This window comes from Streptomyces sparsogenes subsp. cuspidosporus, from assembly GCF_039532705.1.
GTDB classification, from domain to species: Bacteria; Actinomycetota; Actinomycetes; order Streptomycetales; family Streptomycetaceae; genus Streptomyces; species Streptomyces sparsogenes.
The window spans coordinates 1-26,381 of the sequence record NZ_BAAASD010000001.1 but is presented as its reverse complement, the minus strand read 5'-3'; the positions used below and the strand labels follow the sequence as shown (position 1 = coordinate 26,381).

19 protein-coding genes are annotated in these 26,381 nt (G+C 73.0%); 7 read left to right on the top strand and 12 right to left on the bottom strand.

The genetic code is table 11. The features are described 5' to 3' along the window. Window positions 1-55 precede the first annotated feature (55 nt). From ABFY07_RS00095 to ABFY07_RS00085, 3 genes are read right to left on the bottom strand one after another with little or no spacing between them, the layout of a single operon-like run. Window positions 56-3,547, bottom strand: coding sequence for a non-ribosomal peptide synthetase (locus ABFY07_RS00095; protein ID WP_346172409.1), 3,492 nt, complete (start codon window positions 3,545-3,547; stop codon window positions 56-58). Next, on the bottom strand, window positions 3,544-6,294 hold the full coding sequence (locus ABFY07_RS00090) for a beta-ketoacyl synthase N-terminal-like domain-containing protein (RefSeq protein WP_346172408.1): 2,751 nt from the start codon (window positions 6,292-6,294) through the stop codon (window positions 3,544-3,546). Before ABFY07_RS00090 ends, ABFY07_RS00095 begins: the two co-directional genes overlap by 4 nt. Next, the gene (locus tag ABFY07_RS00085) at window positions 6,291-9,536 is read right to left on the bottom strand and encodes a non-ribosomal peptide synthetase (protein WP_346172407.1); all 3,246 of its coding nucleotides are present in this window, start codon (window positions 9,534-9,536) and stop codon (window positions 6,291-6,293) included. Before ABFY07_RS00085 ends, ABFY07_RS00090 begins: the two co-directional genes overlap by 4 nt. A gap of 639 nt (window positions 9,537-10,175) precedes the next feature. Here ABFY07_RS00085 and ABFY07_RS00080 point away from each other — a divergent pair. Further along, complete coding sequence (locus ABFY07_RS00080) at window positions 10,176-10,856, top strand: haloacid dehalogenase type II (RefSeq protein WP_346172406.1); 681 nt, start codon at window positions 10,176-10,178, stop codon at window positions 10,854-10,856. Between the two features lie 291 nt (window positions 10,857-11,147). Here ABFY07_RS00080 and ABFY07_RS00075 read toward each other — a convergent pair whose 3' ends face one another. The 4 genes from ABFY07_RS00075 to ABFY07_RS00060 form a co-directional block, all read right to left on the bottom strand. After that, window positions 11,148-12,644 carry a gamma-aminobutyraldehyde dehydrogenase gene (locus ABFY07_RS00075; RefSeq protein ID WP_346172405.1) on the bottom strand — a complete coding sequence of 499 codons (1,497 nt, stop codon included), beginning with the start codon at window positions 12,642-12,644 and terminating at the stop codon, window positions 11,148-11,150. A 108-nt stretch (window positions 12,645-12,752) separates the two neighbouring features. Then, on the bottom strand, window positions 12,753-13,448 hold the full coding sequence (locus ABFY07_RS00070) for a proline racemase family protein (protein WP_346172404.1): 696 nt from the start codon (window positions 13,446-13,448) through the stop codon (window positions 12,753-12,755). Next, window positions 13,445-14,347 carry a dihydrodipicolinate synthase family protein gene (locus ABFY07_RS00065; RefSeq protein WP_346172403.1) on the bottom strand — a complete coding sequence of 301 codons (903 nt, stop codon included), beginning with the start codon at window positions 14,345-14,347 and terminating at the stop codon, window positions 13,445-13,447. Before ABFY07_RS00065 ends, ABFY07_RS00070 begins: the two co-directional genes overlap by 4 nt. Window positions 14,348-14,395: 48 nt before the next feature. Next, window positions 14,396-14,881: an FAD-dependent oxidoreductase gene (locus ABFY07_RS00060; protein WP_346172402.1), complete on the bottom strand. Its 486-nt coding sequence runs from the start codon at window positions 14,879-14,881 to the stop codon at window positions 14,396-14,398. A 245-nt stretch (window positions 14,882-15,126) separates the two neighbouring features. On the opposite strand from ABFY07_RS00060, the gene ABFY07_RS00055 reads away from it, so the two are divergent. Beyond that, a complete protein-coding gene (locus ABFY07_RS00055; RefSeq protein ID WP_346172401.1) occupies window positions 15,127-15,837 on the top strand; it encodes a GntR family transcriptional regulator in 711 nt (236 codons plus the stop codon). Between the two features lie 8 nt (window positions 15,838-15,845). Here the strand turns inward: ABFY07_RS00055 and ABFY07_RS00050 are convergent, their stop codons facing one another. Beyond that, window positions 15,846-16,904, bottom strand: coding sequence for a LysR family transcriptional regulator (locus ABFY07_RS00050; protein ID WP_346172400.1), 1,059 nt, complete (start codon window positions 16,902-16,904; stop codon window positions 15,846-15,848). 70 nt (window positions 16,905-16,974) lie between these two features. Between ABFY07_RS00050 and ABFY07_RS00045 the strand changes: the two genes are divergently transcribed. Both ABFY07_RS00045 and ABFY07_RS00040 read left to right on the top strand, forming a co-directional pair. Continuing rightward, a complete protein-coding gene (locus ABFY07_RS00045) occupies window positions 16,975-17,586 on the top strand; it encodes a short chain dehydrogenase (RefSeq protein ID WP_346172399.1) in 612 nt (203 codons plus the stop codon). 178 nt (window positions 17,587-17,764) lie between these two features. Then, window positions 17,765-18,223, top strand: coding sequence for an SRPBCC family protein (locus ABFY07_RS00040; protein ID WP_346172398.1), 459 nt, complete (start codon window positions 17,765-17,767; stop codon window positions 18,221-18,223). 122 nt (window positions 18,224-18,345) lie between these two features. Here the strand turns inward: ABFY07_RS00040 and ABFY07_RS00035 are convergent, their stop codons facing one another. Both ABFY07_RS00035 and ABFY07_RS00030 read right to left on the bottom strand, forming a co-directional pair. Next, window positions 18,346-19,512, bottom strand: a complete 1,167-nt coding sequence (locus tag ABFY07_RS00035; protein WP_346172397.1) for a lactate 2-monooxygenase — start codon at window positions 19,510-19,512, stop codon at window positions 18,346-18,348. A gap of 166 nt (window positions 19,513-19,678) precedes the next feature. Beyond that, complete coding sequence (locus ABFY07_RS00030; protein ID WP_076971812.1) at window positions 19,679-20,131, bottom strand: Lrp/AsnC family transcriptional regulator; 453 nt, start codon at window positions 20,129-20,131, stop codon at window positions 19,679-19,681. A 110-nt stretch (window positions 20,132-20,241) separates the two neighbouring features. On the opposite strand from ABFY07_RS00030, the gene ABFY07_RS00025 reads away from it, so the two are divergent. Beyond that, entirely contained in the window at window positions 20,242-20,865 is a 624-nt protein-coding gene (locus ABFY07_RS00025) for a LysE family translocator (protein ID WP_346172396.1), read from the top strand. Between the two features lie 322 nt (window positions 20,866-21,187). On the opposite strand, the gene ABFY07_RS00020 is transcribed toward ABFY07_RS00025, so the two are convergent. Then, a complete protein-coding gene (locus ABFY07_RS00020; RefSeq protein ID WP_346172395.1) occupies window positions 21,188-22,396 on the bottom strand; it encodes an FAD-dependent monooxygenase in 1,209 nt (402 codons plus the stop codon). 154 nt (window positions 22,397-22,550) lie between these two features. Here ABFY07_RS00020 and ABFY07_RS00015 point away from each other — a divergent pair, with 154 nt between their 5' ends. Together ABFY07_RS00015 and ABFY07_RS00010 are read left to right on the top strand one after the other, a co-directional pair. Beyond that, a complete protein-coding gene (locus tag ABFY07_RS00015) occupies window positions 22,551-23,267 on the top strand; it encodes a TetR/AcrR family transcriptional regulator (RefSeq protein WP_346172394.1) in 717 nt (238 codons plus the stop codon). A gap of 126 nt (window positions 23,268-23,393) precedes the next feature. After that, window positions 23,394-24,092, top strand: coding sequence for a class I SAM-dependent methyltransferase (locus tag ABFY07_RS00010; protein ID WP_346172393.1), 699 nt, complete (start codon window positions 23,394-23,396; stop codon window positions 24,090-24,092). A gap of 67 nt (window positions 24,093-24,159) precedes the next feature. Here ABFY07_RS00010 and ABFY07_RS00005 read toward each other — a convergent pair. Beyond that, a partial coding sequence (locus ABFY07_RS00005) for a KR domain-containing protein (protein ID WP_346172392.1) occupies window positions 24,160-26,381 on the bottom strand: 2,222 nt, incomplete at its 5' end.

Here is a 26,381-nt window from a genome sequence, read left to right as displayed (position 1 = left end):
TCGGTGCGATAGGTCCTGGGGCGTGGGCGGCGGGGCGTGGGCGGCGGGGCGGGCGTCAGTCGCTGTCGGCCGCGCCCTCCGCGGCCCGCAGCCGCTGTTTGCGCGCCACCTGCTGCCTGCGCTGCAGCCGCGCCGCGTGCCGGCCCCGCGGGTCGGCGGTCCTGGGGTGGCCGGAGGGCGCGGCGGGGTCCGCCCGACCGCTCATGTGGGCCGCGTACGCCCGGACGCTGGGGTAGCGGAAGAGGTCCACGATCCGGGCGTCGGCGTCCACCCGCTCGCGCACCTTGGTCAGCAGATGGGCCACCAGGATCGAGGTGCCGCCGGACCGGAAGAAGTCGTCGGCGGGTCCGACGGCGTCGCTGCCGAGCACCTCGCGCCAGACCTCCAGCAGCCGCTTCTCCGTGTCGTTCGCGGGTTCGGTCACGACCTGTTCGACGCCGCCGAGGGGCACCGGCGGCAGGGCCCTGCGGTCGATCTTGCCGCTGGGCGTGATGGGGAGGGCCGCGGCGGCGGCGAAGGCGGCCGGCAGCATCTGGTCGGGCAGCAGGGCCGCGAGCGCCCCGCGCAGGGCCGTCTCGTCGAGCACGGCCCCGGGCCGCGGCACGCAGTGGGCCACGAGCGCGGCGCGCCCTTCCCCGCGCTGCACGGCCACGGCCGACTCGGCGACCCCGGGGAGCGAGTTGAGGGCCCGCTCGATCTCCTCCAGCTCGATCCGGTAACCGTTGACCTTGACCTGGTTGTCGATCCGGCCGAGGAGTTCGAGGTCTCCGCTCGGGAGCCTGCGGGCGACATCGCCCGTCCGGTACGCGCGCCCCTGACCGCACAGGGCGGGGAGCGCGGGGAAGCGCTCCTCGGTGAGGTCGGGGCTGCCGGCGTAGCCGCGGGCCACGCCCGCGCCGGCCAGCACCAGCTCCCCGTACATCCCGACCGGGACCGGGTTGAGCCGGGCGTCGACCACGTGGGCCGCGGTGTTGGCGAGCGGCTTGCCGACGAGGATCCGCTCGGGCGGTTCGGCGGGGACCTCCCAGCAGGTGGACCACACCGTGGTCTCGGTCGGCCCGTACATGTTCAGCACGCGGGGGATGCCCAGGTCCTTGAGGCTTTGGGCGAGGGTGTGGTCGAGGGCTTCGCCACCGACCATCAGGAGTTCGAGCCGGGCGAGCGCCCTCGCGCCGTCGGGAAGCCCGAGGACGCCCCGCAGCATGGTCGGGGTGGCCTGCAGGGCCGTCACGCCCTCGGTCAGGATGAGCTCGGGCACGCCGAGCGGCTCGGGCTGCCCTTCGGCGCGCGTCATCAGCCGCAGGCTCTCGGAGGACTCCGCGAGCACCACGCGGACGCCGCGCGCCAGGGTCCAGAGCAGTTCGACGACGGCGATGTCGAAGGTGACGGCCGTGACGGCCAGCCAGACCGGCTCCGGGGGCAGCGGGACGGCCTCGTCGAGCGCGACGAAGAGGTTGGCCAGGTTGCGGTGGGTGACCTCGACCCCCTTGGGCCGGCCCGTGGAGCCCGAGGTGAAGACGATGTACGCCGAGTCCTCCGGGGCGGTCGGCCGCCCGGCGTGCGCGGTGGTCGGCCGGCCGGCGTCCGCGGCCGTGCGCGTCGGGTCCGGCGCGGGCAGGCGCGGTCCGGAGAAGTCCGGGCACCTGTGCGCGTACGCGTCCCCCAGGACGAGCGCGGCGCACTCCGCCGATTCCAGCATCGCGTCGACGCGGGCCTGGGGGGCCGCGCCGTCCAGCGGTACGTAGACCATTCCGGCGGACATGATCCCCAGCAGTACGGCCAGCAGCTCGGCCGAGCGCGGCACCATGACGCCCACCCGCTGTCCCGGGCACAGCCCGGCGGCCCGGAGGCCCGCCGCCACCGCCCCGGCGCCGTCGGCCAGCTCGCCGCGGGTCAGGCTCCGCCCGCGGAAGGTCAGGGCGGGGGTCCGCGGGTCCTCGGCCAGTCGGCGGAGGATGCGCTCGTGCACGGGCTCGGGCGGCACGGGGCGGCGCGTCCGGGCGTTCCAGCGCTCGACGAGGTCCGCGCTCTCCGGGTCCATGAGGGAGAGGTCGGCGAGGGGCGCGTCGGGGGTGGCGCACATGTGGTCCACGAGCCGCCGGAAGCAGTCGACGACGCGCCGCGCGTCGTCCCCGTCCAGCAGGGCGTCGTTGTGGACCAGCAGCCCGTCGAGCCCGTCCTCGTCCTCGCGGAGCTTGAACATCAGGTCGTACTGGGCGGAGTAGAAGGGCGTCGGCGCCGGGGCGACGTCGACGCCGGGCAGAGTGAGCCGCTCCCCCGGATACGTCTGCAGGATGAAGATGTTCTGGAACACCGGGGAGTGGGAGCTGCTGCGCTCGGGTGCCACGGCCCGCACGACCTGGTCGAAGGGGAGGTCCTGGTTCGCGAACGCCTCGAAGGTGGTGCGCCGTACCGCCGCCAGGAACTCGCGGACGGTCTGGCGTTCGTCGATCCGGGTGCGGATGGTGATGGAGTTGAAGAAGAGGCCGGGGGTCTTCTCCAGCGCGGGGTAGGGCCGGTTGGCCAGGGGGCTGCCCACCGCGATGTCGTCCTCGCGGGTCATCCGCGACAGCAGCAGCGAGTAGGCCGCGATCAGCACGGCGTAGAGGGTGTTTCCGGTGTCGGAGCACAGCCGGCGGGCCCGCGCCAGCAGGTCGGTGTCGTAGCGGAAGGCCAGCGCCGAGCCCCGGTAGCTCTGGATCGTCTCGCGTCGGCGGGAGGGGACGAGTTCCAGCAGCGGCGGAAGGTCCGCCAGGGCGTGCCGCCAGTGGTCGCGCTGCCGTTCCGCCAGCTCGCCCTCCAGCCACTCGCGCTCCCAGACGGCGTAGTCGGCGTACTGAACGGACACTTCGGGCAGTTGGGGGCGGCGGCCCTCGACCCTCGCCGTGTACAGCTCGGAGAGTTCCTTCTTGAGGATTCCGGTCGACCATCCGTCGGAGACGACGTGGTGCTGGGTGACCACGAAGGTCCAGTGGGAGTCGCCGGCGCGCACCAGGTCGAAGCGGATCAGGGGGGCGGAGGAGAGCTGGAAGCGGGTGGCGACGATCGAGAACATCACGTCGTCGTGCGTGTCCGGGCCGGCCTGGTGTTCCACGAAGACGGCGGGACACCGGTCCCGGATGTCCTGCACCAGCCCGGAGCCGGTCTCCACGAGGGCGGTCCGCAGGATCTCGTGGCGGTCCACGAGGTCCTGGGCGGCCCCGCGCAGCGCGCCGATGTCCAGGTCGCCGCGCAGCTCGAGGGCGAAGTACATGTTGTAGACCGGGAGGTCGGTGGCCGTCTGCTCGACGAGCCACAGCCGCTGCTGGGCGTAGGAGGCGGGGATGGGGGCGCCGCGGTCCACGGGCTCGATGCGCACCGCGCGGCGGGCGGCCTCCTCCTCGGATTCGCGCAGGAACTGGAGGATGCCGTCCCGGTTCGCCCTGATGGTCTCCTTCAGTTCGTCACTCAGGGCGCCCTCGGGGGCGGAGACGGCCAGGCGGTCGCCGTGGGCGGTGATCCGGACGCCCTGTCCCAGCAGCCGTTCGAGCAGGCTCGTGACGTTCACAGTTCCACGGTTCCCATCCGGTCGTCGGCGGTCGAGGTGAGGGCCGCGTAGAGACGCATGGAGGTGAGTCCCTCGTCCACGAGCGAGGCCATGCCGGCCAGGGTCTCGGCCTCCAGCAGATCGCCGAGGGACACCCTGACGTCGAAGCGCTCCCGGATCCTCACCATGACCTGGGAGGCCACCAGCGAGTGGCCGCCCAGGGCGAAGAAGCTGTCGTCGGGCCGGACCTCGGGGACGCCGAGGACGTCCCGCCAGATTCCGGCGAGTTCGGTCACGGTGTCGGCGGGCGTGGCGGCCGCCGGGGCGGGGCTCGGGAGGGTGGGGCTTGGGCCGCCGGGCGCGGTCGGGGCGCATGTCGGCGTGGCGGGTGCCGGGGCGGCGGGTGTCTGGGCGGCCGGTGTCGGCGGGGCGGGTGCCGGGGCAGCGGGTGTCTGGGCGGCCGGTGTCGGCGGGGCGGGTGCCGGGGCGGCGGCGCCCCAGTGGCGTACCGCGTCGAAGGGGTACAGCGGCAGCGGGGTGCGGCGGGCCGGCGCGGGGCCGCGCAGGGTCTCCCAGGACACCTCGGCGCCGCGCTCCCAGCAGTGGGCGACCAGCCTCAGCCAGTCCTCCCAGGTGGCGACCGCGGCGGCGACGTTCGGCACCCCGGCGGGGAGGGCGGCCTCCGCCGGTCCCATGACGGCGGACCGGGTCACCTCCAGGAGGTGGTCGGCGGGCGGCACCGCGCCCGCCGGCAGCGTCGTGTCCAGGGTCAGGGAGCGCAGTTCGCAGGTGAGCGGCGACATCCGCGCTCGGGCGAGTTCCTCCTGGATCCGTGCCAACAGTTCGTCGCAGGCGCCGAGGTCCCCACCGGCCAGGGCCGCCTCCACGGCCTGCGCGTGGCGCAGCGCGCAGCGCAGTGCCACGTCCCAGGGCAGCGCCCCGGCGAAGGCGAACGCCGGGTACTCGCCACCGTCCACCGCCACCAGCGCGTCGGGCACGGCCCCCAGGGCGGCCAGGGATTCAAGCGCGCCACAGGCGGTGCGGAACTCCTCCCCCGCCGAGGCCGCCCGCTCCTCCAAGGCGGCGGGGCCCGGGCGTTCCCGGGCGTCGCGCAACCGCGGCAGGCGGGCGAGGGGCGACGCACCGGGGGCGTACGGGGCCTCGCCGCGGAGGTCGACACCCAGCACCACGGGCCCGCGCGGCAGTGGCGGTACGTCCTCGCGCAGGGCCGAGGCCAGGGCCGCCAAGGTGGGGGCCACCCAGGCCCGGCGCAGCCGCCGGTGGACCCGGCCCTGCTGGAGCGTCAGGGCCACATCGCCGTACGACGGGGGGTGCGGCGCTGCCGTGACGGCCTGCGCGAGCCGCTCACGGAGGCGGTCGAAGGAGGCGGGCGCGTGGGCCGACAGGGGGAAGACCTGCGGCGTCCACGGCTCGGCGCCGGCGTCGGCCCCGGTGTGCCGTGGCGTGGCCGGCATCGTGGGCGGCTGCTCCAGCACGATGTGGGCGTTGGCACCCCCCATGCCCAGGGCGGTGACCGCCGCGCGGCGGGGGTGGGTGGTCAGGGGCCACGGTCGCGTCCGCGTGTTGATGTAGAGGCCGCTGCCGTCCAGGTGGATGTCGGGGTTCAGCTCGTCGTGCCCCACCGTGGCGGGCACCACGCCCTCGCGGACGGCCAGCACGGCTTTGATGATCCCGGCCATGCCGGCCGCGGTGTCCAGGTGTCCCACCGAGGACTTCACCGCGCCCACGGCGCAGGGGGTGGTGACGCCGAGGTGTTCGCGTGCCTCCCTGAGCGCGGCCAGCTCGACCGGGTCGCCCAGCGGGGTGCCGGTGCCGTGCGCCTCCACGTAGCCCACGGTGGCGGGATCGATCGCGGCGTCGGCGAGCGCCGCGAGGACCACGTCCCGCTGTCCCCGCACGCTCGGCGCGGCGAAGCTCTGCCGGTCCGCGCCGTCGTTGTTGAGCGCGGATCCGCGCAGGACGGCGTGCACGGTGTCCCCGTCGCGCAGGGCGCGCGCCAGGCCCTTGAGGACGAGGACGCCGACGCCGCTGCCGGGCACGGTTCCCGTGGCCGCCCCGTCGAAGGGCCGCAGCCGTCCGTCCGGCGACATGGCGCCGCCGTCGACGGCCTGGTAGCCGTGGTGTTGCGGGAGCCGGAGCGACACGGCCCCGGCCAGGGCGACGTCGCACTCCCCCGCCAGCAGGCTGCGCCTGGCCAGGTGGACTGCGGTCAGGGCGGTGGAGCACAAGCTGTTGACGTAGACACTGGGGCCGCGCAGGTCGAGGTGGTAGGACACGCGCAGGGGCAGCGCGGCGGGGGTGTCCGACACGCCGCGGTGCGTCCTGGCGCCGCTTTCCGGCTCCGGCAGGAGGGCGGCGTAGCGGTTCTCGCCGGCCCCGCAGAAGACCCCGACCCGCCGGCCGGCGCCGGGGTCGGCGAGGCCCGCGTGTTCCAGCGCGTGCACGGCCTCCTGGAGGAACAGCCGGTGCTGGGGGTCCATCGCGGCCGCTTCGGCGGGTGCGATGCCGAAGTACGCGGCGTCGAAGAGGTCGATGCCGTCGAGGAGCCCGGCGACCGGCACGTACCGCGGGTTCGACAGCGTGGCCTCGGGCACGCCCCTGGCCCGCAGTTCCTCGTCGGTGAGCCTGACCACGGAGGTCTCGCCCGCGAGGAGGCCGGCCCAGTACGCGTCCGTGTCGTCGGCTCCGGGGAAACGGCAGGCCATACCGATCACGGCGATGGACTTTTCTTCCTGCTGAACCGTCATACGCGTCCCTCGTCGTCCTCGAAGCGGCGGCTGAGCGAGCGCGCGACAGCCGCCACGGTCGGGTACTTGAACAGGTCCGTGATGGGGATGTCGGCCGAGATCCTCTGCCGGAGCAGCCGGTGGAGGCGGATCAGCGTGAGCGAGCTGCCGCCCAGTTCGAACAGGCTGACGTCGCGCGGCACCCGTTCACCGCCCACTCCCAGCACTTCGGCCCACAGCCCGGCGAGCCGCTGCTCCAGCACGGTGCGGGGGGCGGTGTGGGCCGCGACCTCCTGCCCTTCCTCGGGCCGGGGCAGGGCTCGGGTGTCCACTTTGCCGGTGGCGGTCACGGGCAGTTCGGCCAGGCGGAGGAGGTGGGTGGGCATGAGTTCGGCGGGGAGGCGGTCGGCGAGGTGGGCGCGCAGCTCGGCGACGCCGATGTCCCCCGATGACACGAAGTGGACCAGCAAGGTGTCATCGCGCTCGGGGCCGACGGTGACGACGGCGTCGTTCACCCCGGGGTGCTGGAGGACGAGGCCGCGGATCCCGTCCAGTTCGACGCGCAGACCTCGCACCTTGACCTGGGCGTCCTCGCGGCCGAGGAACTCCAGGACGCCGTCCTCCCGGCATCGGGCCAGATCCCCGGTCCGGTACAGCCGCGCGTCCGGGTGATCGTCGAAGGGATGGGGGAGGAAGCGCTCCCGGGTGAGCCGCTCGCGGTTGGCGTAGCCGAGGGCGAGCGGCACCCCGCCGAGGTGCAGCTCCCCCACGAAGGCCGGCGGCAGCACCTGGCCGCCCGGTCCGAGCACATACGCCTGGGCGCCGGGGATCGGGCGGCCGATGGGCACGGACGGCCCGTCGGCCGCGCCCGGCGAGGCCTCGTGGAAGGTGGCCTCGATGCCCGCTTCGGTCGGGCCGTAGAGGTTGACGGTCCGGGCGCCACAGGCCCGGTGCACGGCGTCGACCACCCACGAGTCGAGTGGCTCCCCACCGGAGAACACCCAGCGCAGGGCGGTGCACTCCGCCAGCCCCCGCTCCGCCAGCACGGCCTTCAGCAGCGTGGGGACGAACTGCACCACGGTCACGGCGTGTTCCCTGATCTGCCGCAGCATGGAGGCCGGGTCGCGGTGCGCGGCAGGCGGGGCGATCACGGCGAGCGCGCCGACGGTGAGCGGAGCCAGGTACTCCCACAGGGAGGCGTCGAACACGGGTGGTGTCTTGAAGTAGAAGCGATCCTGGGGACCGAAGCCGAAGTCGCGGCGCTTCCAGTTCAGATTGTTCGCGAGCGCCCGGTGCGGCACCGTCACGGCCTTGGGCATGCCGGTGCTGCCCGAGGTGGTGATGAGGTAGGCCGGGTCCCCGCCGGAGACGGGGACGTTCTCGAACTCGATCCCGGTCCCGGGGCCGGGACCGGGGCCGGCCGCGCCGGCGTGGGGTGCGGTGTCGTGTGATGCGGTGTCGGCGTGGGACGCGGTGTCGGCGTCGAGGTCGAGGTCGAGGTCGACCAGCGGAAGTGTCGCCGGCAGCCCGGGGGTCCCCGTGGCCCCCTGAACCACTGCCGCGGCGGCCCCCGCCTCGGACACCACGAACGCGCGTCTGCGCGCGGGCTGCTCCATGTCCACCGGCAGAAAGGCGAGGCCACAGCGGAGCACGGCCAGTGCCGCGGCGACGAACCCGACCGACCTGGGCAGGCACAGCGCCACCGGGCTCCCCCGGCGCAGCTCCAGGCCGGCGAGGCGGGCGGCCAGGTCCCGGCTGATCGCGTCGAGTTCCCCGTAGGTGACCTGGCGTCCCTGCTCGATCAGGGCGACGGCGTGGGGTGACCGCTCCACCTGCCGCTCGAACAGCGCGGGAACGGACTGGTCGGGTTCCGACACGGCACGGGGGTTCCAGGTGTCGAGTACCCGGGAGCGGTCCTCCGCCGCGGCCAGCTCGACGGCGCGGACGGGGCCGTCCCACCCCGCGAGAATTCGCCTGAGCACCGTCTGAAAGGCCCGGGCGATACGCCGGGCCGTGGCGGCGTCGTAGAGCCGGGTCTTGAAGTGGAGCCGGCCGCTGATCTCGGCCCCGACCATGTCGACGGAGAGCAGGAGGTCCGCCTTGCCGTCACGGGGAGCCAGTCGGATTCGCTCGACCTCGATGTCCGGAAGCCGGAGTTCGGGCCCGGGCGCGTCGTTCAGGGACAGCATCACGGGAATCCCTGAATGCCCTCCCCGGGCCTGGAGCGCACGCATGCACGCCCATAACCGGTCCAGAGGAGCTTCTTGGTGATCGAAGCACTCGAAAAGGGAATCCTGAACCGCCCGCACATATCGCTGCAGGCTCAGTTCCTCATGGGGGATGCTCCGGAAAAGGAGCATATCGGTGAACAGACCGACGGTCCCGTCGTATTCGGCTCTACGCCAGTCCACGGCCGGATAAGCGATCGCCAGGTCCTCGGACCGCAGAAAATGCTGCATCGTTACGGAGAGAGCGGAGAGCAGAAGGGAGAACGGGGTCACGCGCAATCGCTCTCCGGCCGCCACGAGATCCTCGGGCAGCTCGACCGGAACGGAGGAAGTGCGCAGCGAAGGGCCCTGGGAAACACCGGGGTCGTGTCGCGCGGGGGCCGCGATGGCGTTCATCCCGTCGAGATACTTGCCCCAGAATTCCGCCTGCCGGCGCCCCTCCGGGGAGGCGAATCGCTCCTGCTGTTCGGCGAGGTAGTCGAAGTACCCAGCCGTGGGCGCCGGCCGAGCCGGCCGGCCGGCCTCCGGCGGGCCGGCCGCGTACGCCTCCGCCAGGTCCCGCGTGAGCAGGGGGATGGAGGCGGCGTCCACAGCCACATGGTCGAAGACCAGCAGCAACATGGCGTCCTGGGGCGCGGCCCGGAACAGGTGGGCGCGCATCCGGCACCGCGCGTCCGGCCCGAAGGGCGCCTGGGCCGCCTCGGTGATGCGTCCGTCGAGTTCCCCCGCGGTCACGTCGTGCACGCTCAGCACCTCGGCCGGAACGCCGCGGACCCGCTGGCGCGGGGCGCCGTCTTCCGATTCGCCTATGGACACCCGTAACAACGGATGGCGTTCCAACACCTGCCGAAGGGCGTCTTCCAGCGCGTCCCGGGAAATGATTCCTTTGAGACGGAAAGCCACCGGCACGTTATAGAGATCGCTGTCCTGATTCAGCTGCTGCGCCGCCCACACTGCTCGCTGCTGCTGACTGAGCGGGGCCGATCCCTGCTCAATGGGCCAAAGAAGATCATCATCAATCAGAACGTGCGTCAACAGCTTTCCCCCGCTCGTCCGGACGGCCCTCCGTCAGACCGCTGCCGATGGGCGGCCGATTGCGATGCGAAGGCCTGTCAGTAAATCTGAAATCTCATCCGTTCCAAGCGGTAACCAGGACAGCAGCAACGTCCACAAAAGGCAAGTGACCTACATCACGGGGGGCTTTTGGATTGAGCACCCCGGCGTCCGATACAAGCCATCCGGGCGCAATGATCCCCGGATACCGCCATCGCCCTGTTCACTCACTCTGGTCCGAAGGCGAGCGGGACGGGAATTGCGGTGAGTCCGGTCGCCGTAAGCGCGGACAGGCCGCCGCCGACCGGCTCGGCCGGAACCCCGCCGGCGCGGCTCAATGGCTGATCAGCAGGCATGTCCGGGATCCGGACGTGATCGTCTCCGGATCCGCTCACCCCTTCCTCTCCCTTCTTCGCGGACGCCCGCACGGATGACCGGCCCGGACCCGGAGTACCCGGCCTCGGCACCGGGGGCGGCCTGGCGTTCCGTTCGTGCGACGGCCGGCGACATCTTCCTGCCATCGGCGACGAGCCGCGAAACGTTACCGCCTTGACCGGTGACGAGACCGGTGACAGGATCGTCACCTGCTGAAGCGGTGACACCGGCTGAAGGGGAGGATCCATGACCCAGATCGGTGACATCGAGGTCGTCGTCTTCGACGTCCTCGGCACCCTGGTCGACGAATCCAGCGGGCTGCGGGCGGGAATTCGCGAGGCGGCGCCAGGGGCTGACGACGCGTTCGTCGAGGAACTGCTCACCGTGTGGCAACGCCATCGCGACCTCGCGCAGCGACGCGTCGCCGAAGGGCACCGCGCGTACGTCAACCCCGACGTCATCGACAGAGAGGCTGCTCAGCACGTGGGCGACCGAGCCGGGCTCACCGACCCGGCGGCCACAAGCCGGCTGGCCGCGGTGGGGTGGCGGTTGCCGCCGTGGGCCGACACCGTGGCCGGCCTGGCGCGGCTCACACGGCGGTTCCCCGTGCTCGGGCTCTCCAACGCCGGCCGCACCGCTCTGCTGCGGCTCGCTGCGCATGCCGGGCTGCGCTGGCACCAGGCCCTGTCCGCCGAGGACGTCCTGGCCTACAAACCGGCGCCGGAGGTGTACCGGCTGGCGATCGACATCGCCGGGTGTCCCCCGGAACGCGTGCTCATGGTGGCCGCCCACGCCTGGGACCTCCGCGGGGCCCAGGCCATGGGCATGCGGACCGCCTACGTCCATCGGCCGGGCGGGGATCCGCCGACGGACTCCGACGCCTTCGACGGGCTGGACGGCCTGGCCACCGCTCTCACAGGAGAGTAGCCGGGGCGGACAGCACGCTGTCCGCCCCGTCGGTGTGTCGTCGGGGTGGTCCTCGGCGACGATCCTGTAGCCCCAGCCCGTCACCCAGCCGGCGAACGCGCCTGCGAGGGCGAGGGGGTAGCGGACGCTGCCGCCGGAGCGCGGGAAGAGGGTGCCCAGTTCGATCCAGGACGGCGAGACGACGACGAGGGCGGCGGGGCCCTGAGTGTGGCGAGGGTCGTGGGACCGATGTGTCCGCCGGCCTCCCGGCCAGGAGACCGCCCCCGGAACCGAGCCGCGTGGGTCGCGTGGTCAGCGGCTGGTGAAGACGGTGTCGTGCCAGGGCTTGCGGGCCCGGCCCGTGATGTCCGTCATGACGTGCTTGATGTTGGTGTACTCGTCGAAGGAGTACGCGGACATGTCCTTGCCGAAGCCGGAGGACTTGTAGCCGCCGTGCGGCATCTCGCTGACGATGGGGATGTGGTCGTTGACCCACACGCAGCCGGCCCGGATCTCCCGGGTGGCCCGCCCCGCGCGGTACAGGTCGCGGGTCCAGGCGGAGGCGGCGAGCCCGTACGGGGTGTCGTTGGCGAGGCCGATGGCCTCGTCGTCGGTGTCGAAGGGCAGGGCGACGAGGACCGGGCCGAAGATCTCCCGCTGGACGACGGCCGAGTCCTGGGCGGCGTCCGTGATCAGGGTGGGTTCGTAGTAGGCGCCGCGGGCGAGCGCGCCGCCCGGGGCCCGGCCGCCGCACACCACGGTGGCGCCGTCGGCGCGGGCCGCGTCCACCATGGCGGCGACGCGGTCGCGCTGCTGGTGGGAGATGAGCGAGCCGAGGTCGGTGGCCGGGTCGTCGGCCGGGCCGAGGCGTACCTCCCCCATGAGCGCGGCGACGCGCTCGACGAACTCCTCGTACCGCGGGCGCTGCACATACGCGCGGGTGGCGGCCGTGCAGTCCTGGCCCGCGTTGATCAGCGCCCCGGCGACGGCGCCGCGGGCGGCGGCCTCGAGGTCGGCGTCGTCGAAGACGACGAAGGGGGCCTTGCCGCCGAGCTCCAGGTGGACCCGCTTGACCTGTCCGGCCGCCGCGGCGGCGACCTGCCGGCCGACGGCGGTGGAGCCGGTGAAGGAGACCATGGCCACGTCGTCGTGGGTGACCAGGGCCTGGCCCGCGGTCGGGCCGGTCCCGGTGACGATGTTGATCACGCCGTCCGGGATGCCCGCCTCCTGGGCGGCCTCGGCGAACATCACCGAGGTCAGCGGGGTGAGTTCGGACGGCTTCAGCACGATCGTGTTGCCCGCGGCGACGGCCGGCAGGATCTTCCACGCGGCCATCTGCAGCGGGTAGTTCCAGGGTGCGATCGAGCCGACGACGCCGATCGGTTCGCGGCGGATCGCCGAGGTGTGGTCGCCGGAGTACTCGGCGGCGGCGCGGCCCTCCAGGTTGCGGGCGGCGGCCGCGAAGAAACGGACGTTGTCGATGGTGCCGGGCACGTCGAACTCTTGGGCCAGCCGGATCGGTTTGCCACCCGAACGGCTCTCGGTGCGGGCGAGATCCCCGGCGCGGGCTTCGAGGACGTCCGCCCAGCGCAGAAGTGCGCCGGCGCGCTCGCCTGGGGTGGTCCCCGCCCAGCCGGGGAAGGCGGCGCGGGCGGCGGCGACCGCCTCGCCCACGTCCCGCGGGCCCGCCAGGGTGCCGGTCGCGACGGTCTCACCAGTGGACGGGTCGGTGATCTCGTACGTCTCGCCCGAGGTTCCGTCGCGGCGCTCGCCGGCGATGAACTGCTGGCCCTTGGTGTCGTTTTCCATGGTGCTCCAGGTGTGGTGGTGGTCGGGGCCGGGTCCGGCCGTGCGGCAGCCGGACCCGGCCGGGGCGGTGGGCCGGTCCCGCGGGCGGGGTCTCCCGCGGGCCGGGGCTCACTGCCCCCAGATGTCGCCCAGGGTGTAGCCCTCGGCGAGGGGATCGGTGGGGTCGAGGACGTACTGGTGGAAGCCGGTGATCCAGCCGCGGCCGCTGATGGCCGGCCGGACGGCCTGGTAGGGGCCGACCGCGGTGGTCCCGGTGAGCCGGCCGGTGAAGGTGGTGCCGAGGATCGACTCGTGGACGAAGTCGGTGTGCGGGGGCAGCGCGCCGCGCGCGTGGAGGGCGGCCATGCGGGCGCCGGTGCCGGTGCCGCACGGTGAGCGGTCGAGCGAGCCCGTCCAGGTCTCGGGCGCGTTCTGGTCCGCCCGCCCGTTGGGCAGGACGACCGTGTTGCGGCCGGAGACGCCCCCGCCGGGAGCCGGTTCGTACAGCATGACCAGCGCGATCTCGTCGATGTCCGGGTTGACCGGGTGGCGCACCCGAAGTTCCCGCTGGGCCACGGTGCGCAGCACCGCGCCGGCCCGCGCGAGTCGCCCGGCCTGCGAGCGGTGGACCGACCGGCGCGGCTCCCGCAGCAGGAGGCGACGCAGCCCCTCCAGGTGTTTCTCGCAGTACTGGAGGCGTTCGGCCATGGTGGCGCCCTCGACGCGCAGATGACTGCCCATCATGACGCGGCCCGGCTCGCCCTCGGCGTGTACGTCGACGGCGTCGAGGCGGCCGTGCCCGCTCGGGAAGGCGTCTGTGCTCACGCGTCCACGACCTCCACCCCGGCGGCGCGCAGCAGCCGGGCGAACTCGGCGCGATGCTCGGGCGCGAGCGGCAGGACCGGGCGGCGGGTGGGGCCCGCGCCCACGCCGACCAGCTCCAGGCCGGTCTTGATGCCGCAGGCGTAGTTGTGGGTCTCCAGGAACCGGCAGATCGGGAAGATCTTCGCCCAGAGCTCCCTGCCCGCCGCCAGGTCGCCGCGGACGGCGACCGCCTCGTAGAGGTCGGCGCACAGGCGCGGGACGACGCTCGCGGTGCCCCAGACGCCGGCCTTCGCGCCGCTGGCGAGGGCGGCGAAGGTGAGGGTGTCCCAGCCGTTGAGTGCGGTGATGTCGTCGCTGTGCCCCTGCTGGACGGCGGAGAACCAGGCGAAGTCGCCACCGGTGTCCTTGTAGGAGGACACGGAGGTCTCGCGGGCGAGTTCGGCGAGCTGCCCGGGGGTGAGGTGGACGCCGGTGGCGGAGGGGATGTTGTAGTACATCACCGGGATGTCGGTGGCCTCGGCGACCGCCGCGAAGTAGGCCTTGAGCTCCTCGAAGGTGAGGGCGTCGTAGAACGGCGGGACGACCATGACGGCGGCGGCGCCGGCCTTCTGGGCGTGCACGCTCAGCTCAACGGTGTCGGCGGTGCTCAGGGCGCCCGTGCCGGCGACGACCGGGACCCGGCCGTCCGCGGCCTGGACGTACAGCTCGGTGAGGCGCTTGCGCTCGTCGAGCGTGAGGGTGGTGAACTCGCCGGTGGATCCGCCGGGGACCAGGCCGTGGATGCCGCCGCCGATGATGTGGTCGGCCTGGCGCCTGACGCCCGCCGCGTCGACCGCCGAGCCGTCGGCGGTGAGCGGGGTGGCGACGGCGGCGAGGATGCCGGTGAACTGGGTGGTCACGGGAGTGCTCCGGGAACGGGGAGAGGGGGATCGGTGAGGGGCGGCGGGTCACCAGCGGGCGAAGCGGCGCGGCGAGAGGGTTTCCGCGAGGTCCGGGACGCGGTGGTGGGCGATGGCCGCGCCCCCGGGCTCGCCCCAGCCGCGCGGCGACTCGGTGGCGGCGCGCTTGATGGCGGCGCGCTTGATGGCGGCGCACTTGATGGCGGCGACCCGGCGCGGGTTGACCTTCTCCTCCAGGCCGCCGAACTCCATGGTCCCGGCGAGCCGTACGACCCCGTCGAGCGGAGTGACGGCGACGCGGGCGTCCTCGAGGGTGAGGGATGTGCGCAGTTCGACCGGCGCGGGGGCGTAGTCGACGCTGTAGCCCTTGCCGGGGCGGATGGGCGGCGGCACGCCGAGTTGCCGGGCCATCCGGCCGGTCCCCACGCCGGCGGCGAGCAGCACGGTGTCGCCGGTGACCTCGCATCCGTCCTTGGCCAGTCGATGGGCGCCGGCCAGGCCTGTCGCGCCGGCTCCCACCACAGTGATCCGCATGGGGTCGGGTACCTCCTGGTCGGGCGCGGGGGGGCGCGCCTTCGCGCCGGGGGTGTCGGGGGTGGTGGACCGTTCACTCCCGGGCGTAGATTGTTTGACAATCTGCGATGTGCAGGACCGTAAGAGCCCGGCGGGCCACCGTCAATAGGCCGGCCGAAATCCGCGGCAGGCCCGCGGGCGGTGCGAAGCCGCCGTGGACATGACCGCGTACGCCTACGATGTGTCCGACAATCAGCGGAGGTTCGATGAGTGAGCAGGCACGCCCGGTGGCGTCCGGCCCCCGTCCGGTGGCCAACCAGACCCGCCGGGACGCCGTCGTCGGCGAGCTGCGACGTGCGATTCTGGCCGGAGAACTCGAACCCGGGCAGCGGCTGCGCGAGGTCCGGATCGCCCAGCAGATGGGTGTCAGCCGCCCGACGCTGCGGGAGGCCGTCTACCAGCTCATCCACGAAGGGCTGCTGGAGCAGCAGCCCTACCGCGGCGTGGCGGTGACGACCGTGGACGAGAAGTTCCTGACCGATGTCGCCGAGGTGCGGGTGGCACTGGAGAAGGTGGCGGCGCGGGCCGTCGCCGACGACCCGGACGGCTCACGCAAGGCCCGGGTGCGGCGCGCCTGGGAGGCGTACCGCGCGGCCCACGCCGCGGGCGACGCGGAGCGGCTGCACGAGGCCCACATCGAACTCCACCGCACCGTCTGGGCGGCGTCGGAGAACATCCTGCTCATCCGGATGTGGCCCACCGTGGAGGCCCACACCAACCTCGCCATCTCCGTCGACGAGAGCGAACGCGCGGACCCCGACCGGGCGCTGCACGTCCACGAGAGCCTGATCCGGGCGATCCTCGAGGGCGACGGGGAGACCATCGACGCCGAGGTCGAGGCCCACACCCGGCGCAGCGCGGACGAACTGGTGGAGATGCTGGCCACCCGGCGGCGTGGGGCCGCCCCGAGCGCCTGAGTGGTCGGTCACCGGCCCGCGCGGGCGGACCCGCCGTGCTCCGCGAGGCGGCTGCCGGAGAGGCGGCTCTCAGCGAGGCGGCTCTCAGCGAGGTTACTCTCAGCAAGGCGGCTCTCGACGACGCGGCGACTCTCGACGAGGCGGCTCTCGGCGAGGTGGCTCTCAGCAAGGCGGCTCTCGACGACGCGGCTCTCGACGACGCGGCTCTCGGCGAGGTGGCTCTCGACGTGGCGGCGGAAGGCGTCCGTCGACGGGTGGCCGGGACGCGCGGGCCAGGCCAGATGGACCGTGACGGGGTCGGCGTCGCGCACGGGCAGATAGCGCACGCCCGGATGCGGGTGCTGGTGGACGGTCCCCTCGGCGGTCACCCCCACCGCCGCACCGGTCGCGATCGTCGTCAGCCACTCGTCGACTCCGGGCACGGTCACCGTGCGCGGCCGGCGGCCGGCCGGCCACAGCTCGGCGCTGGTTGTGGCGGCCGTCGCGCACAGCGCCACCGTCTCGGCGCCCAGGTCGGCGAGGGCCACCTCCGCCCGGTCGGCCAGGGGATGCCCCACCGGTACGGCGGCCATCCGCCGCTCATGGGTCACCGCCCGGTGCACGAGGTGCGGGTCGTCCGGCGCCGGCCGCCCCCGCAGGAACACCAGATCCGCCTCGCCGCGGCGGAGCAGCGCCGCCGGATCGTCGGCCCGGCGGATGTGCACCGGCACCTCGGGGTGGCGCTCGCGCCAGTCCCGCAGGAGCGGCACCGTATGGCTGCCCACCGCCGCCCAGGCGAAGGCGAGCCGCAGCGGGCGCGGCGCGAGCTGGCCGGCCGCATCGGCGAGGGCGTCGTCGAGCTGGCCCAGGATGCGGTGCGCGCTCTCCCACAGCCGCTCGCCGGGCCCGGTCAGGCGCAGGCTGCGCGTCGTACGCTCCACCAGAGGCACCCCGAGCCGCTGCTCCAGCTGGGCCAGGGTGCGCGAGAGGGCGGGCTGCGTGATGTGCAGCGCGCGGGCGGCGCCGGTCAGCGTGCCCTCGTCGCCGATCGCCGCCAGGGCCCGCAGATGACGCAGCTCCACATTCATGACCGGCAAGCATAAGCACTGCGCGGAAAGCATTTCACCGGCCACGCGGCCCCCGCCTAGCGTGGCCACCATGACGAACCGCCAGCAGAACATCCTCCTGATCGGCGCAAGCGGCACCCTCGGGCGCGCGCTGCACGAGACCCTCACCGCCCGCGGCCACACGGTCCGCACCGTCGGCCGCACCTCGGGCGACCTGCGCTTCGACATCACCGATCCGGCGCGGATCGGGGCCCTCTACGAGGCGGCCGGGCCGGTCGACGCGGTGGTCAGCGCGGCCGGCTCGGTGCCCTTCAAGCCGCTGGCGGAACTCGGCCCGGACGACTGGCAGGCCGCCTTCACCGGCAAGGTGCTCGCCCAGGTGGAACTGGTCCGCCAGGGCCTCGCCCATGTCGCCGAGCGCGGCTCCTTCACCCTGATCACCGGCGTTCTCGCGCAGGAGCCGATCGTCACCGGCGCCGCCGCAGCGCTGGCCAACGGCGCGGTCGAGGCGTTCGTCCGCGCCGCCGCCGTCGAGATAGCCCCCCAGCGGGTGAACGCGGTGTCCCCGAACGTCTTCACCGAGTCCCTGGACTCCTACGGCGACTTCTTCCCCGGCATGGGCTCGGTGCCGCTCGAGGACGTCGCCCGGACGTATGTGCGCTCGGTGGAGGGGGCGCAGACCGGGCAGATCTACCGCCTGTGACGGGCCGGGACGGCCGCCCGCGTGGTGGCCGCCCCCGCCTCCGCCGCCTCTCGCGGGGCGCCTCCGGTGTTTCGTATCCGCCGCACCAGGGGACCCGACGTGTCCGCCGGTTCGGTTTCCTCCGGGAGCCGCCGGCGCACACGGCTATGTCATCTATGTCATGTCGAGAGGAGTCACGATGAGCACGGTCCAGGAGTCCGTCGAGGTGGAGGTGCCGGTGCGGACCGCCTACAACCAGTGGACGCTCTTCCAGGAGTTTCCGCGGTTCATGGAGGGCGTGGAACGGGTGGAACAGGTGGACGACCGCCACAACCACTGGGTGACCAGCGTCGCCGGTGCCCGCAGGGAGTTCGACACCGAGGTTATCGACCAGCTCCCGGACGAACGGGTCGCGTGGCGCACGACCTCGGGCGACATACAGCAGCGGGGCCTCGTGACCTTCCAGCCCCTGGACGAGTCCCACACCCGCGTCGATGTGACCATGGACTTCCAGCCGTCGGGCATGTCGGAGAAGGCCGCCGACATGCTGGGCGTCCTCGACCGGCGGGTCAAGGGAGACCTGCGCAGGTTCAAGGAGTTCATCGAACACCGCGGGGAAGAGGAAGGCGGCTGGCGAGGCCGGATCACCCCCGGGTGACCGGGCGCGAAGCGTCGAGGGACACCCCCGTCGGACGGCACGGTCGTGCGTCCGCGGGGGTCGCCTCGTTCAGGGGGCTGCTCGTTCAGCGGGGTCGGCTGGTTCAGCGGCGGTCGCCTCGTTCAGCGCACCCTTCGCAGGGCCGTTCTGTCGAGGGCGCCGACCGAGGCGTAGCCGTCGATGGCGAGGGTGAGGTCGGTCTCGGCGAGCAGGCAGCGCAGGACGTGCTCGATGCCTCCCTGCCCGCCGACGGCCAGCCCGTAGGCGTAGGGCCGTCCGACGGCGACCGCGCGTGCGCCGAGGGCGAGCGCCTTGACCACGTCGGGGCCGCCGCGTACGCCGGAGTCGAAGACCACCGGGGTGTCGCCGGCGGCGTCGACAACACCGGGCAGGCAGTCGAGGGCGGGCAGCCCGCCGTTGGCCTGGCGGCCGCCGTGGTTGGAGCAGTAGATGCCGTCGACGCCGCCGTCGACGGCGCGGCGCGCGTCGTCCGGGTCGCAGATGCCCTTGAGCAGGAGGGGCAGTGAGGTGAGGGAGCGCAACCAGGCGAGGTCGTCCCAGGACAGGCGCTGGTTGCCGAACAGCGTGGCCCACAGTCCGGTCGCGGCCTGGGGGTCCTCTTCCGGGGGCGCGGCGAGCCGGGAGCGGAACACCGGGTCGCTGAGGTAGTTGGCCAGGCACTCCCCCGCGAGCTGCGGGAAACTCGCCAGGGCCAGGTCGCGGGGGCGCCAGCCGAGGGTGAGGGTGTCGAGGGTGACGACGAGAGCGGCGAAACCCGCGGCTTCGGCGCGGTGGACCAGGCTCTCCGTCAATTCACGGTCGTTCGGCGGATACAGCTGGAACCAGCCGGGGGTGTCGCCGAGCGCGGCGGCGACGTCCTCCATCGGGTCCTGGGAGAGCGTGGACGCGATCATCGGAACGCCCATCGTCCCAGCCGCCCGCGCGGTGGTGAGATCGCCGTGGCCGTCGTCGCCGCACAGCCCGATGACGCCCACGGGGGCGAGCAGCAGCGGGGTGGGCAGGCGGCGGCCGAACAGCTCCACCGACAGGTCCCGCTCGGCCGCGCCGGCGAGCATCCGCGGCATGAGCCCCCAGCCGTCGAACGCCGTCACATTGGCCCGTTGGGTACGTTCGTCACCGGCGCCGCCCGCGACGTAGGACCACAGCTCCGGGGACATGGCGGCCTCGGCCCGCCGCTCCAGTTCGGCGAAGGACATCGGCAGCGAGGGCACACGGCCGGTCAGTCCGTCGAGGTAGATGGTGTACTGCCAGTCACCGTGATTCGGCATGCGGGCCTTCCTTGGTGGGGTGCGGTGGTGTGCGCGGTGGCACACGCGAAGCATGCCCGCCGGGTCCTCCGCTGGTGACCAGGTCGCGGAACTGGGCGGACGATCGAGCCACCGGACCGCGCTACGGCGTTCCTCCGCCCGGCTGCCGACGCCGACTAGCCGACGACTAGGCGGGCAGCGGGCGGTCGTCCACCACGTGCTTCATCACGAGGGTGGAGGTCAGGCGCTGGACCCCGGGCAGCCTGGCCAGCCGCTCGTCGTAGAGCAGCTGGAAGGCGGCCAGGTCGGTCGTGGCGACGCGCAGGAGGTAGTCGGGTTCGCCGAACAGCCGCTGGGCCTGGAGGACATGGGGGACGGCGGCCACGGCCTCTTCGAACGCGCTGACGGTGTCGGGGTCCTCCCAGCGCAGCGTGGCGAAGACCAGGGCCTCGAAGTCAAGACCCACGGCGGCCGGGTCCACGACGGCGCGGTAGCCGCGGATCGCGCCCTCACGTTCGAGGTCGCGGAGGCGGCGGTGGCAGGGCGACACGCTGAGCCGCACCCGGGCGGCCAGCTCGGTGACCGTGAGACGGCCGTCCATCTGCAGCTCGGCAAGAATCTTCCGGTCCAGGGCATCCATGGAGAAGATTCTCCCCCACATTGCGCGATCCCGAGGCAAACACGGGAACATTTTCGGCCGTATCCGACCTAGCGTTCCTCTCGTACGGAGCACGTGAGAGGGATCGATCCATGAACACGACGACGCTGGCGGCTTTCCTGACAGTGGATCTTCTGCTGGTGTTCACCCCGGGCGCGGACTGGGCGTATGCGATCGCGGCGGGCCTGCGGGACCGGTCGGTCGTCCCGGCGGTAGCCGGGCTGATCGCCGGATACGCCGGATACACGCTGCTCGCCGTGGCGGGCCTGGTGGTAATCGTCGCGAGTTCGCCGACCCTGCTCACCGCGCTGACCGTCGCCGGGGCCGGTTATCTGGTGTGGCTCGGGTGGGGCGTGCTGAGGCGGCCGGCCGCGTTGGCCGCCTCGGAGGAGACCATGGGCTCCTCGCGCTTGCAGATCATGCTGAGGGGGGTCGGGATCAGCGGTCTGAACCCGAAGGCGCTGCTCCTGTACTTCTCGCTGTTCCCGCAGTTCATCGACCCGGCCACCGGGTGGCCGGTCGCCGCGCAGACCGGACTGCTCGGCACGCTCCACATGACCGCCTGCGCCGTCGTCTACCTCGCCGTGGGCGTCCTGGCACGGACCGTCCTGAAGACCCGGCCCGCGGCGGCGCGGGCGGTCACCCGCGCTTCCGGCACCATGATGATCGTCATCGGCGGGGTGCTGCTGGTGGAACGCCTGGCCCTGGCCGGGTGACGAGCCGTCACGTCCGCGCCCGCCGCCGGCAGGGGCGGCGGCGGGCGCGGTCTGGCCAGGCCCTTCCGGGACGCGTTGAACTCGTTCTGGACGGCCGCGACCGGGGCGATGGCGCGGGCCTCCGCCAGGTGTTCGGCGTCGATGTTGCCAGCCCCAGGCGGCGGATGAGGCCCTCTTCCCGCAGCGCGGCCAGGGCCGAGGACGTTGGCCCGGACGGAGCCGTCGGGGGGATGGGTGGGGCGGCCGGCCCCCCTCGTGGGACGGGCTGGTCGAGGGGTGCTCCCCGTCTCCGGGCGGGGGCGCTCCGCCCTCGCCTCGGGACTCAGTGGGAGATCCGCGGGCTCAGCCGGACATCACGCGGCCCGGCCGGGTAGTCGGGCAGGGCCACGGTGCTGACCCTCTCCCCCAGCTTGAGCATCGTGTTCAGCAGCAGGGGGCGGGACAGCGCGGCGTTGCGGAGGCGGATGGCCGTGGCGGTGGCGGGGGCGAGGAACTTCCCGGTGCGCCCGCCACCCGCCTGGCAGCCCTTGGCGTACTTCCGGAGCCTGTTCTCGTACCGGGTGAAGGCGGCCCGGTGGTCGCCCCGGGCGCGGGCGAGCTCGCCGACCAGCACATAGGCGGCGACCACCGCGGTTCCCGTGCCCATGCCGCCGATGGTGGCTCCGCAGGCGGCGTCGCCGACGAGGCACACCCGCCCCCTGGACCAGGTGTCCACGTCCGCGCGGCTGATCGAGTCGAAGTACAGGTCGGGGGCCTCGCGCAGCGAGGCGAGCAGACGGGGCACCTCCCAGCCGAGGCCGGAGAACGCGTCCTCGATGAGGCGCTTCTGCTGTTCGGGGTCGTGGCGGTCGTACGCCAGCCGGTGCGACGCGAACACGAAGAACGCGCCCGCCCGTGTTGGGTCGCGGTGGTCGGCACCGACGGAGGCGAGGCGCCCGGGCGCGTTGTACGCCACCGAGCCCTTCCCCGGTCCGAGGTCGTTGGCCAGCTGCCAGGTGGCGGCGTAGTAGCCGAGGTGGCGCACATGGTTCTCCTCGGGGCCGAAGGCGAGGCGGCGGACGTTGGAGTGCAGTCCGTCCGCGCCGACGACCAGGTCGAAGTCGCGTGAGGCCGCCCGCTCGAAGTCGACCTGCACACCGGTGGGCGTCTCGGTGAGACCGGTGATCGAGTCGCCGAAGAGGTACTCGGTGTGGGGGAGGCTGCGCTCGTGGAGCAGGCGGGCCAGGTCCTCGCGGAGCACCTCGATCTCGCCGCCGGCGAACTCCGCCGGCAGGCGCAGCAGTGTGCGGCCGCGTTCGTCGACGAAGCGCATCGGGCTGCCGCCGGTCCGTAGGCGGCGCAGCTCGGGGAGCAGACCCATGCGTTCGAGCACGGTGAGGTGCGTCGCGCCGCGGAAGTCGACGGCGTGGCCGCCCCGGCGCAGGGCCGGGGCCAGTTCGACGACGGTGGGCTTGAAGCCGTGGCGCCCCAGCCAGTAGGCGAGCGCCGGACCGGCGACGCTCGCGCCGGAGATGAGGACGTTCCTGTTCATGGGCTCGGATTCCTCCACTTGATCCACTTTCTGCACTTGCTGCGCTTGCTGCACTTGGTCCGCCCGAAAACTGTGTCCGATGGACACTATTGGATGACTGTGTACCGTAGACGCGGTTGTTTCGGCAAGGCCGGGCAGGAGGGACGGCAGACACATGGAGGGCGAGCACGCCGAGGTGGTGCGGCTGCTGTGGGGTCCGCACCCCAAGCCCACGCGGGGCCCCAGGCCGACACTCGACCTGGACCGCATCGCTCGGGCCGGGATCGAGGTCGCCGACTCGGAGGGGTTGGCGGATGTGTCCATGCAGCGGGTCGCCGCGCGGCTGGGCGTGACCAAGATGGCGCTGTACCGGTATGTGCCGGGCAAGGCCGAGCTGGTCGCACTGATGGTGGAGGCCGCGATCGGCCCCTGCCCGGCGGCGACGGCGCACGGCGGTGGCTGGCGGGAGCGGCTGGAGGAATGGGCCCGGCACCTGATCGCCGCCTTCGGCCGGCACCCATGGGTGCTGGACGCCACGGTCGGGCCGCGGGTCATGGGGCCGGCGGAGCTGTCCTGGCTGGAGGGTGCCGTGTCCGCCCTGGACGGCACGGGGCTGACCGGCGCCGAACGGATGGACGCGGCCGCCCTGCTGGTCGGTCATGTACGCGCGATCACCCAGCAGGCCCGCGCGGCGGGCCCCGCCGGCCGCCCCGAGGCCCAACTGGGCGCCGTCCTCGGCGAGCTGATGCGAACCCACGGCGAGCGGTTTCCCCAGCTCACCGCGGCCCTTTCGGCAACCGCCGCATCCAAGGGGCAGGACCAGGCCTGGGAGTTCGGCCTCCAGCGCATCCTGGACGGCTTGGCCGCGCTCATCGACCAGCGCGCGGGCTGACACGAACGGCACGGGGCCACACGCGCTGACACGAACAACACAGGGCGGGGGCGCCGGAGCGATGATTCCGTTTATTCCCATCAAATGCGCCTGTTGGATTTCACGCCGAATTGCTAGCATCTCGGCATGTCGAATCCACATTCCGCCGCTGACCGCAGAGAACAGGACATCCACGCGGGCCAGGCATCGTACAGCAAAGGGCTGCTCACCATATACGACTTCATGGTGTTAGGTCTGAGCTGCCGCTTCGCCTGGGGCTGCACCAAGACCGAAATCATGCGCAACTATCAGAGCGCCCTGGGTGCCCGCCATCTGGAAATCGGTGCGGGGACCGGATATTTTCCGGACAAGGCCCGGTTCCCGGTGCCCCGACCGGAGATCACGCTGCTGGATCTCAACCCGAAGACGCTGGCCTTCTCCAGCCGGCGGTTGGCGCGGCTCCAGCCGAGGACCGTCCAGGCCAACGCGCTCGACCAGCTGTCTTCCTGGCAGGGGGTGTCCGCGGGCGGCTTCGACTCCGTGGCGCTGAATCTGCTGCTGCATTGCATTCCGGGCACCATCGCCGAAAAGGCGGACGTGATCTTCGCGAATGTGGCGAAGGCCGGTCGGTCGGGGGCCCGGGTGGCGGGGAGCACCGTTCTGGCAAAGGGCGTTCCGGTGTCCCGCGCGGCCCGGGCACTGATCCGCGACTACAACAAGCGGGGCTCCTTCCATAATGCCGACGACAGTGTCGGCGATCTGAAACTGATGCTCGGCAAGCATTTCGCCGAGCACACACTCACCGTGCGCGGTTGTATGGCGCTGTTCTCCGCGGTCGTGCCCTGAGAAATTAAGAGCCGAGGGGGGCGGTGGACCGGGCTTGGGCCGGTCCACCGCCCCCGTTCTTTCCCGGTCAGCTCCGCAGCAACTCCTTGACGAGGTGTTCGGCCAGTGCCGCGGGCGTGGGGAAGTCGAAGGCGACTGTGGCCGGCAACGTCAGCCCGGTGACGACGGCGAGTCGCCGCCGCAGTTCGACCGCGGTGACCGACTCCAGCCCCAGTTCCCGGAGGCCGTCCTTCGGGCCGATGCTGTCCGGACCGTCATGGCCCAGCACGGCTGCGAGCTGCTCCCGAACGGCGCCGAGCAGCAAGTCGTACCGCCCCTCGTCGGACAGCGCGGCGAGCCGCTCCGGCCGTATCGTCCGCTCGATCCCCTGTTCGCCCCGCCCGTTCCCCATGGCCGACGCGCGACGGTCGCGGATCTGGGGGATGGCGTCGAAGAGAGCCGTCGAGGGGCGCTCCGCAAGGTAGTCCGCGACAGCACTCCACTGGACGTCGGCGAAGGCGAGGGATTCGCCGTCGCCTTCCAGCAGCGCCCGCTCCAGCACCGTCCCGGCCAGTCGCCGGGGCAACGGCTGCTGCCAGCCCCCGAGGACGGATCCGAAGCCGTCCACGCCGGGCCCCTCCGCTCCGGGTTCGTCCGCGTCCGTCCCATCGGCGCCCGTCCCGTCGGCAGCCGGCCCGTCAGCGCTCTCGGCCCATGGGCCGAGGGCCAGCAGGGACGCGGCCCGGCCGTGCGCACGGCGGCGTTCCACCAGCGCGTCCAGCGCGGCCGCCGCGGGCGCCTGCCATCCGTGGTCCGGGACGCCCAGGAACCCGGCGAACGGCACGCACACCACGAAGGACCTCAGGTCCATGTCCCTGGTGAGCGCGTCGAGGTGGCGCGCCGGCGCGGTGAGCGCGTGGGTCGGCTCGTCAGGGCCGGGCAGGCCTCCGCCCGCGGACCCCCCGGGCGGCGGCGGGGAACCCGCCGGGCGGCCGCCGGTGTTCGCCGCGGTGACCGGCACGAAGCACAGGACGCGGCGCAGGGGACGCTCCCCCGGCACCTTCGCCAGGACCTCCGCGAGCGCCGCCCGATCGGCCAGGTCGCAGGAGAACACAGTGACCTCCGTTCCCGCCGCGTCGACCGCCGCCCGGGAGCGCACCGCGTCGGGCTCCTCGCCCTCCGGCACCACGACCAGCAGATGCTCCGCGCCCCGGCTCGCCAGCCACCGCACCATCGGCTCGGCGGCCGGGTCCGCACCGCCCACGATCAGCGTGGTGCCGTCCAGCTCAGGGCTGCCGCCGTCCCGGCAGGGCGCGGCCGCCAGCCGCCGCGCGAAGACGCCGCTGTCCCGGACGGCCATCTGGTCCGCGCCCGCCCCTCCGGTCAGCACCCGCGCCAGGGCGGCGGCCGCCGACGAGCGGGCCCCCGCCGGCAGGTCGATCACCCCACCGCGACCTGGCGCCCCCTCGATGCCGAGGTTCTGAGCCAGACCCCAGAGGGCGGCTTGGCGGGGGTCGGGCGCAGGGTCGCCGGGCGCGGTGGAGACGGCGTTGTGGGTGATGAGCCACACAGGGGCGGAGACGTGGTGTTCGTCGAGGGCGCGGAGGAGGTGGGACGTGACGGCGAGAGGGTCTGTGCCACGGGTGAGGGCGAGCAGGGACAGCACGCCGGTCACAGGCTGATCCGGCGGACTCGTCAGGCCGTGCAGGGTGTCCTGGAGCTGTCGCCGAACCTCTGGGCTGCCGAGGTCGGCGATGGGCAGCGACACGGCCTGCGCGCCGTGGGCGGTCAGTGCTCGCGTGCACAGTTGTACGACAGGATGGTCGAGCCGGTCATGGGGCGCCGCCACCAGCCAACGCCCCGACAGCCCGACCGGGCCGTCGGCCACCACCGGAGCCCACACGACCCGGTAGTACCAGGAGTCGGCCTCGGCCTTCTGACGCTGCGCCCGCCGCCACGACACCAGAGCCGAGACCATGGGCTTCAGCGTCTCGATATCGGCGGTGCCCTCCAGCCCCAGGGCCCCGGCGAGGCCCGGCAGGTCGCCGGACTCCAGCATCTCCCACAGCCGGGCATCCGCGTCCTCCCGCGCCCCGCCCGGGTGGGTCGACCTGGCTTCGGGCGACATCGGCTGCGGCCAGTAGCGCTGGTGTTGGAAGGCGTAGGTGGGGAGGTCGATCCACGGGTGGTGGGGGGTGTGGCAGACGGTGTCCCAGTCCACGGGGGTGCCGTGGACGGCGAGTTCCGCCAGGGAGAGCATCAGCTGGTGGTGTGTGCCGTGGTCACGGCGGAAGGATCCGGTGACCACGG